This window comes from Bradyrhizobium sp. PRIMUS42, assembly GCF_023006515.1.
Lineage (GTDB): Bacteria > Pseudomonadota > Alphaproteobacteria > Rhizobiales > Xanthobacteraceae > Bradyrhizobium.
The window spans coordinates 1-10321 of sequence record NZ_JALBGZ010000162.1; the positions used below are offsets into that span (position 1 = coordinate 1).

The 10321-nt window shown below is 64.4% G+C and carries 9 protein-coding genes and 1 pseudogene; 3 read left to right on the top strand and 7 right to left on the bottom strand.

Annotation, left to right across the window (positions count from 1 at the left end; genetic code table 11):
* From MOV75_RS14820 to MOV75_RS14830, 3 genes and pseudogenes are all read right to left on the bottom strand, one after another.
* Nucleotides 1-257: pseudogene (locus MOV75_RS14820) on the bottom strand (protein dehydratase); the annotation flags it as partial.
* A 15-nt stretch (nucleotides 258-272) separates the two neighbouring features.
* Complete coding sequence (locus tag MOV75_RS14825; RefSeq protein ID WP_246920540.1) at nucleotides 273-1373, bottom strand: CaiB/BaiF CoA-transferase family protein; 1101 nt, start codon at nucleotides 1371-1373, stop codon at nucleotides 273-275.
* A gap of 9 nt (nucleotides 1374-1382) precedes the next feature.
* Nucleotides 1383-2552 carry an acyl-CoA dehydrogenase family protein gene (locus tag MOV75_RS14830; RefSeq protein ID WP_246920537.1) on the bottom strand — a complete coding sequence of 390 codons (1170 nt, stop codon included), beginning with the start codon at nucleotides 2550-2552 and terminating at the stop codon, nucleotides 1383-1385.
* A 125-nt stretch (nucleotides 2553-2677) separates the two neighbouring features.
* Here MOV75_RS14830 and MOV75_RS14835 point away from each other — a divergent pair, with 125 nt between their 5' ends.
* Nucleotides 2678-3598, top strand: a complete 921-nt coding sequence (locus MOV75_RS14835) for a LysR substrate-binding domain-containing protein (RefSeq protein WP_246920534.1) — start codon at nucleotides 2678-2680, stop codon at nucleotides 3596-3598.
* A gap of 222 nt (nucleotides 3599-3820) precedes the next feature.
* Here MOV75_RS14835 and MOV75_RS14840 read toward each other — a convergent pair whose 3' ends face one another.
* Nucleotides 3821-5089, bottom strand: coding sequence for a cytochrome P450 (locus MOV75_RS14840; RefSeq protein ID WP_246920530.1), 1269 nt, complete (start codon nucleotides 5087-5089; stop codon nucleotides 3821-3823).
* Between the two features lie 62 nt (nucleotides 5090-5151).
* Nucleotides 5152-6417 (bottom strand): cytochrome P450, encoded by a 1266-nt coding sequence (locus MOV75_RS14845; RefSeq protein WP_246920527.1) that lies wholly within the window; start codon nucleotides 6415-6417, stop codon nucleotides 5152-5154.
* Nucleotides 6418-6720: 303 nt separating this feature from the next.
* On the opposite strand from MOV75_RS14845, the gene MOV75_RS14850 reads away from it, so the two are divergent.
* A complete protein-coding gene (locus MOV75_RS14850; protein WP_246920542.1) occupies nucleotides 6721-7866 on the top strand; it encodes a YjgN family protein in 1146 nt (381 codons plus the stop codon).
* Between the two features lie 3 nt (nucleotides 7867-7869).
* The gene (locus MOV75_RS14855) at nucleotides 7870-8982 is read left to right on the top strand and encodes a M48 family metallopeptidase (protein ID WP_246920524.1); all 1113 of its coding nucleotides are present in this window, start codon (nucleotides 7870-7872) and stop codon (nucleotides 8980-8982) included.
* Nucleotides 8983-8988: 6 nt separating this feature from the next.
* On the opposite strand, the gene upp is transcribed toward MOV75_RS14855, so the two are convergent.
* Both upp and MOV75_RS14865 read right to left on the bottom strand, forming a co-directional pair.
* Nucleotides 8989-9618, bottom strand: a complete 630-nt coding sequence (gene upp / locus MOV75_RS14860) for a uracil phosphoribosyltransferase (RefSeq protein ID WP_246920521.1) — start codon at nucleotides 9616-9618, stop codon at nucleotides 8989-8991.
* Nucleotides 9619-9753: 135 nt separating this feature from the next.
* Nucleotides 9754-10321 (bottom strand): DUF1688 family protein (locus MOV75_RS14865; RefSeq protein ID WP_247006076.1); only part of this gene is annotated, 568 nt, incomplete at its 5' end.

A 10321-nucleotide genomic window follows, 5' to 3' on the forward strand; every position in this document is an offset into this window, starting at 1 on the left:
CGCGGCAGCGGCACCGGCGGCAGGAAGCCGCCACGGGTCGGGTGGCCGTCCGGCCCTAACATCGACATCGGAAACACCGGCTGCGCCAGGCACCAATGCACCGTGAACGGCGCGGCGTCGCCCTTTTTGGGCTCGCCGACCTCCTGGAACAGCGTCGCGCGCAGACCCATCACGAGCTGCGCGGTGACGATGTCGGTGGCCTCCGTGCTGCGGCCGATCCACTGCCTGAGATGATCGATGTCGAGCTTTTCGGTCATAACGCCTCGCTCTTGTTATGTCCTGGACGGACGTTCGCCGATGGCGGGCACGGCGCCATAGCTACGGGTTTCGCCGACGATGATCGGTGCCGGCGCGGGATAGCTGACGCGTCCCTGCGGCGTGTCAACCTCGATGCGGCGCAGATGCGGATGGTTGGTGAGATCGGCCATGGTGTTGACCTCGGCGAACGCAATGTCGGCGTCGGACAGCCGCTTCAGCAGCTCGTCACGCGTCATTCTGCCGAAGATGTCCGCAACGGTCTTGTCGGTGAAATCGCGGTTGCGCACGCGCTCGACCATGTTGGCGACGCGGGGATCGGCGGGCAGGTCCGGCTGATCAAGCACCTTCGCGCACAGCGTCTTCCACTCGCGCTCGCTCTGGATCGAGATCAGGATGTCCTTGCCGTCCTTCGAGGTGAACACGCCATAGGGCGCGATCGAGGGATGGCGCAGGCCCATGCGCTTGGGCGGGTTGCCGGCTTCGGAGTTGAGCAGCGGCACGGTGCACCAGTCCGCCATCACGTCGAACATGGAGATGCGGATGTCGGCGCCCTTGCCGGTGCGCCCGCGCGCGATCAGCGCTTCCAGGATCGCCGCATGCGCGGTGGCGCCGGTGGCGACATCAACGATCGACATGCCGACCCGCGAGGCGCCGTCAGGGTTGCCGGTGATCGAGGCAAGGCCGCTCTCGGCCTGGATCAGCAAATCATAGGCCTTGCGATGCGCGTAGGGGCCCTCGTCGCCATAGCCGGTGATGGTGCAGGAAATCAGCTTCGGATAGTCCTTCAGCAGCCGCTCGCGCGAAAAGCCGAGCTTGTCCATCGAGCCCGGCTTGAGGTTCTGGATCAGCACGTCGGCGCTCGCGATCAGCTTCTCCAGCTCGGCGCAGCCTTCCTTCGTTGCGAGATCGACCACCGCCGATTGCTTGCCGCGGTTGAGCCAGACGAAGTAGCTGCTCTGGCCCTTGGCCGCCGCGTCATAGCCGCGGGCGAAATCGCCTTCGGGCCGCTCGATCTTGATCACTTCCGCGCCCGCATCCGCCAGGCGCGAGGAGCAGAACGGTGCCGCCACCGCCTGCTCGACCGCAATCACCCTGATCCCGTCCAATGCTCCCATGGTGCGACCTCAGTACGAGCGCGGCATGCCGAGCACATGCTCGGCGACGAAGGACAGCACGAGGTTGGTCGAGATCGGGGCCACCTGGTAGAGCCGCGTCTCGCGGAACTTGCGCTCGACGTCGTATTCCTCGGCAAAGCCGAAGCCGCCATGGGTCTGGATGCAGGCATTTGCCGCTTCCCAGGACGCATCGGCCGCCAGCATCTTGGCCATGTTGGCCTCGGCGCCGCAGTCGAGCCCGGCCTCGTATTTGCGCGTGGCTTCCTTCACCATCAGCTCGGCTGCACGCATCGAGGCGTAGGCCTTGGCGATCGGGAACTGGATGCCTTGATTCTGGCCGATCGGCCGGCCGAAGACGCTGCGCTCCTTGGCGTAGTTCGTCGCTTTCGCGATGAACCACTTGGCGTCGCCGACGCATTCGGCCGCGATCAGGATGCGCTCGGCGTTCATGCCGGAGAGGATGTAGCGAAAGCCCTTGCCTTCCTCGCCGATCAGATTCTCCGCCGGCACCTTCATGTCGGTGAAGAAGACCTCGGTGGTGGCGTGGTTCATCATGGTGCGGATCGGGCGGATCTCGAGGCCGTTGTTCTTGGCCTCGCGCATGTCGACGATGAACACGGAGAGGCCATCGGTGCGCTTCTTGGCCTGCTCCTTCGGCGTGGTGCGCGCCAGCAGCACCATCAGGTCGGAATGCTCGGCGCGGCTGGTCCAGATCTTCTGGCCGTTGACGATGTAGCTGTCGTTGCCGTCCTTGCGCGCGAAGGTCTTCAGCGAGGAGGTGTCGGTGCCGCTGGTCGGCTCGGTGACGCCGAAGGCCTGCAGGCGCAACTCGCCGCTGGCGATCTTCGGCAGGTACTTTGCCTTCTGCTCGGCGTTGCCGTGCCGCAGCACCGTGCCCATCGTGTACATCTGGGCGTGGCAGCCGCCGCCGTTACAGCCCGCGCGCTGGATCTCTTCCAGGATCGCCGCGGCCGCCGACAGCTTCAGCCCCGCGCCGCCATATTCCTCGGGGATCAGCACCGAGAGATAGCCTGCCTCAGTCAGCGCATCGACGAAGGCCTTGGGGTAGGCCATCTCGCGATCGAGCTTGCGCCAATAATCGCCGGGAAACTGCGCGCACAGCTTGGCGACGGCTTCGCGGATGTCGGCGTGATCTTCGGTATGGTGTTCTTGACTCATGGCGTTTCCAATCATTAGCGGCAGTTAAGATAACGCCGGCCAACCCTCTGGCGTTGTGAAAACAACGCCAGCCCCCTATGCTCATTTGTTATAGCGTATGAAGTAGCCTTCCAGGATTGGCAAGCATGGATTTCCGGCAGCTCAGGACCTTCAGTTGCGTGGCGGAGCTCGGCAGCCTCTCCAAGGCGTCCGACACGTTGCGCGTGGCGCAGCCGGCGCTGAGCCGCCAGATCAAGCTCTTGGAACACGAGCTGCGCACCGAACTCTTCACCCGCAACGGCCGCGGCATGGTGCTGACCGAAGCCGGCCGGCTGCTGCTGTCGCGCACCTCCGGCATCGTGCGGCAGATCGACCAGATCCGCGACGACATCCAGTCGGCCAAGGGGCCGCCGTCCGGGCAAGTCGTGCTCGGCCTTGTTCCAACCGTGAGCTGCGTGCTGTCGGCGCGCTTTGCGCGGCGCTGCGTCGAAAAGTTTCCCGGCATCTCGCTGCGCATCGTCGAGAGCTACAGCGGCCACCTGGTTGAATGGCTGCATCGCGGCGAGATGGATCTCGCCATCCTCTACGGCCGCTCGGCCGATCTGCATCTCAATGTCGAGAGCCTCGGCCGCGATAACATCGTCGCCGTCGGCCCGCGCGGCTGCGGCCTCGCGCGCAAGAAGAGCGTCGATATCGGCTGGCTGTTGCGGCAACGGCTGGTGTTGCCCTCTCATTCGCACGGCCTCCGCGCGCTGATCGAGCACGCGGCCGCCCAGCGCAAGATCAAGCTCGACGTCCAGCTCGAGGCGGATTCGTTTCGCGTGCTGACGAGCCTGGTCGAGGAGGGCCTCGGCTTCGCGCTGCTGCCGCCCTCCTCGGTCCACGGCGAGGTCGCCGACGGACGGCTGGAAACCGCGCCCGTCTCGAAGCCGATGACGCGCGAGCTCATTTTCGCCTCTCCGATCGACCGCCCGGTCTCGACGGCCTCGCTCGCCGTCACCGCGCTGCTGCGCGAGGAGGTCGCCGCCTGCCGCAAGGAAGGCGTGTGGGACATCAAGTTGAGTTAGATGCCGTGTCGTAGAACAGTCGCGCGACGCCGTGTCTTCGCATCTGGTGCGAGCTGTCATGCCGAAATTTTATAGCTGGGCCTTGGGGGCTGCGCGTCTGACGCGCAAGTGTCTCCAAGAGCTCGTCATTGCGAGCGCAGCGAAGCAATTCAGGAATCCCTCAGCGGTGATAGTCTGGATTGCTTCGTCGCAAGAACTCCTCGCAATGACGGAGGATGGAGCTCAGGCCGGAATCCTTACCGGCAGCGTCTCATAGCCCTTGATGAAGCTGGAATAGATCCGCTTGGGCTCGCCGACCACTTCGATGCGGTCGAAGCGCTTCAGCATCTCCTCCCAGACGATCTTGAGCTGCAGCTCGGCAAGGCGCATGCCGACGCAGCGGTGGATGCCGAAGCCGAACGAAAGATGCGTGCGGGGCCGCGGGCGGTCGATGATGAACTCGTTCGGCCGCTCGAACATCTCCTCGTCGCGGTTGCCGGAGACGTACCACATCACCACGCGGTCGCCCTTCTTGATCTGCTTGCCGCCGATCTCGGTATCGGCAAGCGCCGTGCGCCGCATATGCGCCAGCGGCGTCTGCCAGCGGATCACCTCGGGCACCATGGAATCGATCAGCGCCGGATTCTTCCGCAGCATCTCGTACTGGTCCGGGTTCTCGTTCAGCGCCAGCACCGAGCCGGTCATGGTGTTGCGCGTGGTGTCGTTGCCGCCGACGATGAGCAGGATGATGTTGCCCATGAGATTGTCGGGGTCCATGTGGCGGGTGGCGTCGTTGTGCGCCATCAGCGACAGCAGATCGTTGCGCGGCGCGGAGTTGACGCGCTCGTTCCACAGCTTGGACATGTAGGCGTAGCACTCGTCCATCTCGCGGCGGCGCTCTTCGGCCGACGCAACGATGCCGCTCTTGGGCAGCGCGGTCGAGACGTCGGACCAGCGCGTCAGCTTGCGCCGCTCCTCCCAAGGGAAGTCGAACAGGGTCGCCAGCATCTGCGTCGTCAGCTCGATCGAGACGCGCTCGACAAAATTGAAGGTCTCGTTGCGCGGCAGATTGTCGAGCACTGTTTGCGAGCGCTGCCGGATCAGCTTTGCCAGCTCGTCCAGATGCGTCGGGGTGAACATCGGCGACACGGTCTTGCGCTGCGACGAATGAAGCGGCTGGTCCATCGCGATGAAGCTCGGATAGTCGTAGCCTTCCGGCACGTCGCGGATCGAGATACCGCCGAGCGTCGAGTCCGAGGAGAAGATGCCGTGATTGGTGTCGACATGCATGATGTCGTTGTATTTCACCACCGACCAATAGGGCTCGATCGGTGCGTTGGTGCAGTAATGCACCGGTTCTTCCTTGCGCAGCCGCTCGAACCACGGCCACATCGTGTCGTCCTGGAACAGCCTGGGCGCGCCGGGGTGGAATTGCGACAACGGCGTCGCATAGGCCTCCTCGCGGGCCCTGCGCATGCGTTCGGCCGCTTTAACCGGCGCTTGGATGTTCATCGTCGTGGCTCCAGTTGGTTCTTCTTCGCCTCTCCCTGTAAGAACAGGGAGAGGGAGTTAACTCACGCCGCAATCTTCACCGGCAGCTCTTCCAGGCCCTTCACAAAACTCGAATAGACCCGCTTCGGTTCGCCGACCACCTCGATATGGTCGAACCGCCTCAGGATCTCTTCCCAGATAATCTTGAGCTGGAGTTCGGCAAGCCTGAGGCCCACGCAGCGGTGGATGCCGAAGCCGAAGGACAGATGCGTGCGCGGGCGGGCGCGGTCGATGATGAAATCGTAGGGCTTGTCGATCGCCTCCTCGTCGCGGTTGCCCGAGACGTACCACATCACGACCTTGTCACCTGTCTTGATCTGCTTGCCGCGGAACTCGAAGTCGGAGAGCGCGGTGCGGCGCATATGCGCCAACGGCGTCTGCCAGCGGATCACCTCGGGCACGAAGCTGTCGAGCAAAGCGGGGTTTTCGCGCAGCTTGCGATATTGCTCCGGATGCTGGTTCAGCGCGTGCAGCGAGCCCGACATGGTGTTGCGCGTGGTGTCGTTGCCGCCGACGATCAAAAGCACGAGATTGCCGAGGAAGTTCTTTGCGTCCATGTCGCGCGTCGCGGCCCCATGCGCCATCATCGAGAGCAGGTCGCTCTTCGGCGGCTGCGCGATGCGTTCTTTCCAGAGGCGCGCGAAATAGCCGGCGCATTCGGTCAGCTCGACCTGACGCTCGTCCTCGGTGGCGACGAGACCGTCGGGCCCGGGGATCGTGGTGGCGATGTCCGACCAGCGCGTCAGCCTGCGGCGATCATCCCAGGGGAAGTCGAACAGCACCGCCAGCATCTGCGTGGTCAGCTCGATCGAGACGCGGTCGACCCAGTCGAACACCTCGCCGCGGGGCAGGTTGTCAAGGCACTCGGCCGAGCGCTTGCGGATGTTGAGCGCGAGATTGTCCAGATGGGTCGGCGTGAACATCGGCGCCACGGTCTTGCGCTGCGCCGCGTGGCGCGGCGGGTCCATCGAGATGAAGCTCTCGCGGCGCAGGTCCGGGTCGATGTCGCGGATGGTGATGCCGCCGAGCGAGGAGGCCGAGGAGAAAACCGAATGGTTGGTCTCGATCTCCATGATGTCATTGTAGCGCGTCACCGACCAGTACGGGCCGAACATCGAGTCCTTGCAATAGTGCACGGGATCTTCGCGGCGCAGGCGATCGAAATAGGGCCAGAATGTATCGGTCCTGAACAATTCCGGATCGCCCGGATTGAATTGCTCCAGCGGCAATGACGACGCGCGCTCGCGCAATGCGTCGAGCTTCGACGCGCTCTCGATGGTCCCATGCATGACCGTTCTCCCTGGCATGAACCGCGCGTTCTCGTTGAATTCTGCGCTGCGGTATTTGATTTGCAATTACAGCCGGTTGTCTGCGCCGGAGCAAGGGAGAGTTTTGTCACGTCCAACCTTTGCGGGAGGGGTGGGTGCCGTAGCCCGGCTGCAACGTGATCCCCCGCACACCGTTTGTCGTGAAATCATGCCAGAAACTGAGATCGAGGTAAATCGAACCCGGCTATGTTGGGAATCGACCAATCCCTGACCTATAGTTTGATTGCAATAGACCAGCATTCCGAGGTTGCCGTCGTGAACGACATGCAATGGACCCCCATCGGCTCACAGCCCATTCCACCGCCGCTGCCGCCCGCGGGGGTCGACTTCACCGGAAACCGCTCCGAGTTCCGCAAATTGGTCACCAAGGGTGCGATGCTGGAGCTCGTCACTTTCGGCTTCTACCGGTTCTGGCTCGTCACCGACATTCGCCGTCATCTGTGGGCGAACACCGCGGTGGACGGCGATGCCGCCGAATATACCGGCCGGGCCAAGGAGCTGCTGGTCGGCTTCCTGTTCGCGCTCGCGATCCTGGTGCCGATCTATCTCGCCTACTTCCTGATCGGCATCGAGTTCGAGCGCTGGCAGGGCTTTGCCTCGGTGCCGCTGTTCATCGGCTTCTACGCCTTCGGCCAGTTCGCGATTTTTCGCGCGCGGCGCTATCGGCTGACGCGTACGGTCTGGCGCGGCGTGCGGTTCTGGATGGACGGCTCCGGCTGGGCCTATTCGCTCCGCGCGATGCTGTGGGGCCTGCTCGTGTTCCTGACGCTCGGCCTGGCGCTGCCGTGGCGCGAGGCCGCGCTCGAACGTTACAAGATGCAGCACACCCATTACGGCGATCTCCGTGGTGATTTCGAGGGCGACGGCTGGACCTTCTTCAAGCGCGCCTGGTGGCTGTGGCTGCTCAGCCCGATCGCGCTGTTGATCTTCCCGCTCGCGCCGTTCTTCTACGCCGAATTCAAAGCGCGTGAGTGGCGCTGGTGGCTCGACGGCATCCGCATTGGCGGCGTCAGGCTGTCCTCGAACCTGCCTCATGATGCCTTCTACGGGCTGTACTGGAAGGTGATCGGCTGGTGGACGTTGCTGTCGATGGCTTTCTCTGCCTATCTCGGCGGCGGCGCCTTGCTCGTCGTCACGCTGAGCGGCGTTTCGGCCGATCAATTGTTCGGCTCCGACGATGCGGCCAAGAGCATCCCGATGGTGGTGATGATGGTGATCGGCTATTTCGCCCTGGCGCTCGCGATCAACATCGTCATGCGGGTCTATCTCCAGCGCGATCTCTGGGCCAAGGTGCTGGAGACCGTCAAGGTGCACAACATCGCGGCCGCCGCGGATGTGCGCGGCAGCGGCCAGCTCGCCAGCGCGCTCGGCGAAGGTTTTGCCGACGGACTCGATGTCGCGGGATTTTGAGCTGTGAGTGAGTTGTCCACCGAGGCCCCGGCGCAGGCCGTCAAGCCGACCATCTTCTTCGACGGCGTGTCGAGCCGCAGGCGTCAGGTGATGCTGACGCTCGGTGATGCCCTCGAGATCGTCGAGGAGGGCGGAACGCCCGTGCGCTGGGCCTATGCCGATATCCGTCGCGCGGACAGCCCGGCCGGAATTTTGCGCCTGGCCTCCACATCCGCGGCGTCCCTGGCGCGGCTCGAAATCCGCGATGCTGCGCTCGCAGCAGGCGTGATTGCTCGCTGCATGCGTCTCGACGAGCACCAGACCTCCCGGCGCGGTGTCGCCAAAATCGTCGGCTGGTCGGTGGCCGCCGCAATCTCCATCGTCTGCGTCGTGCTGTTCGGCGTGCCGCTCGTCGCTGACCGCCTCGCGCCGCTGGTGCCGAAGCCAGTCGAGCGGCGCATCGGCGATGCCGCCGAAGTGCAGATGAAAACCATCTTCGGCCGCAGCGTCTGCGAAGATCCCGCAGGCAAGGCCGCCTTCACGAAGCTCGTCAACCGGCTGCGCGATGCCGCAGGTCTCGACGATGATTCCATGACGGCGGGCGTGCTGCCGACGGCGGTGCCGAATGCGTTTGCATTGCCAGGCGGAAAGGTGTTCGTGTTGAAGGGCCTGCTCGACAAGGCCGAAAGCCCCGACGAGCTCGCCGGCATCCTCGCCCACGAGCTCGGCCATCTCAAGCATCACGACAATATGCGCGGGCTGATCTACAACGGCGGCACCTCGTTTCTGATCGGCCTGTTGTTCGGCGACGTCACCGGCTCGAGCGCGGTGATCTTCGCCTCGCGCAGTCTGGTCGAGGCCTCCTACTCGCGCGAGGCCGAGACCGCCGCCGATACGTTCGCGATCGAGGTCATGCACAAGCTCGGCCGCTCGCCGAAGCCCGCGGCCGAGCTGATGTTCCGCGTCACCGGCAAGGAAGGCGGCTCCACGCTCACGACGATCCTCGCCAGTCACCCCCTGACCGAGGACCGCCTCGCCCGCATGACCAGGGAAGACCGCCCCGCCAGTGGCCCGCCGCTGTTGACGGACAAGGAGTGGCAGGCGCTGAAGGGCGTTTGCGGCAGCGGGAAGGTGTGAGCCTGCTTATCTCGTCCCGTAAGCACGGTCGCCGGCGTCGCCGAGGCCTGGCAAGATAAAACCGTTCTCGTCGAGGCCTTCGTCCACCGCGGCCGTCCAGATCGGCACGTCCGGATGCAAGCCGCGCAGCCGCTCGAGTCCTTCCGGAGCGGCGATCAGGCAGGCGAGGCGGATGTCCCTGGCGCCGCGCTCCTTCAGCCGGTCGATGGCGGCGACCGTTGTGTTGGCGGTCGCGACCACCGGCGTCACCACGATGGCGAGGCGCTCGCTGAGATCGGACGGCGATTTGAAGAAATATTCGACCGCGGCAAAGCTGTGCGGCTCGCGATAGAGCCCGATATGGGCGACGCGCGCGGTCGGCACCAGGTCCATCATGCCGTCGACGAAGGTGGTGCCGGCGCGCAGCATCGGCACGAACACCAGCTTCTTGCCGGCGATCTTGGCCGAGTGCATCGTCGCCAGCGGCGTCTCGATGACGGTATCGGCGAGCGGCAAATCGCGCGTCACCTCGTAGCACAGGAGCATGCCGATCTCCTTGATCAGCTCCCTGAACGATTTTGTCGAGATGGATTTGTCCCGCACCAGCGTCAGCTTGTGCTGCACCAGCGGATGATCGACGATCGTGACGCCTTCCATGATGGGTTGCTCCTGAAATTCATCGAGTCGTCATTGCGAGCGCAGCGAAGCAATCCAGAGTCCCGCCGCGGACATATTCTGGATTGCTTCGCTGCGCTCGCAATGACGCGCGTGGTCGCAAATCTTTGTCATGCTTTAGAACACCGTACCGTCGCTGATCACCTTGAGCGGCGGCGAGCCATCGGGACGGCGTGAAAAGGCAATGCTGCGGCCGGCGGCCCAGGTGCCGCCTTCGAGAATGCTGGCGAGCGGTAATGTCTCGCGCGTGCGGCCGAGTTTTGCGCGGATGCGCTCCGCCAGCCTGTCGAGCAGTGCGACCGTCAGCGCGCGCCATTCCACGACGAGCAGCGAATCCACCGCATGCGCGCGCTCGGCGTCCGCGGCATCGCGCAGCCGCAGCACCCCGTGATCAACGAACAGGCCGCCATTGCGGTATTCGGCAAGCCCAGTGAGGCCGTCGATGTCGGTAACGACAAATCCGGCGCGCTGCAGCGGCTCGATCAGCGAATAGCTTAGCCATTGCGACAGCTTGTGCAGGGGCACGAGGCCCTCCGTCGCGTCGTTCGCCTTGATCGCTGGATGGCGCCAGCAATCGCCCAGCGGGACGCCCGCGAGCTCGAGCCGCGATGGCCAGATCGGTCCGAGCTGGTTCAGCACCGCCGACAGAATGGCGGGCGCAGCGACAGTGCCGCCGACGGCCTGC

Excerpts from the sequence above, each read along its gene's own strand:
- MOV75_RS14830 (WP_246920537.1), bottom strand. The coding sequence starts at position 2,552 with ATGAGTCAAGAACACCATACCGAAGATCACGCCGACATCCGCGAAGCC.
- MOV75_RS14850 (WP_246920542.1), top strand. The coding sequence starts at position 6,721 with ATGCAATGGACCCCCATCGGCTCACAGCCCATTCCACCGCCGCTGCCG.
- upp (WP_246920521.1), bottom strand. The coding sequence starts at position 9,618 with ATGGAAGGCGTCACGATCGTCGATCATCCGCTGGTGCAGCACAAGCTG.
- MOV75_RS14825 (WP_246920540.1), bottom strand. The coding sequence starts at position 1,373 with ATGGGAGCATTGGACGGGATCAGGGTGATTGCGGTCGAGCAGGCGGTG.
- MOV75_RS14845 (WP_246920527.1), bottom strand. The coding sequence starts at position 6,417 with ATGCATGGGACCATCGAGAGCGCGTCGAAGCTCGACGCATTGCGCGAG.
- MOV75_RS14835 (WP_246920534.1), top strand. The coding sequence starts at position 2,678 with ATGGATTTCCGGCAGCTCAGGACCTTCAGTTGCGTGGCGGAGCTCGGC.
- MOV75_RS14840 (WP_246920530.1), bottom strand. The coding sequence starts at position 5,089 with ATGAACATCCAAGCGCCGGTTAAAGCGGCCGAACGCATGCGCAGGGCC.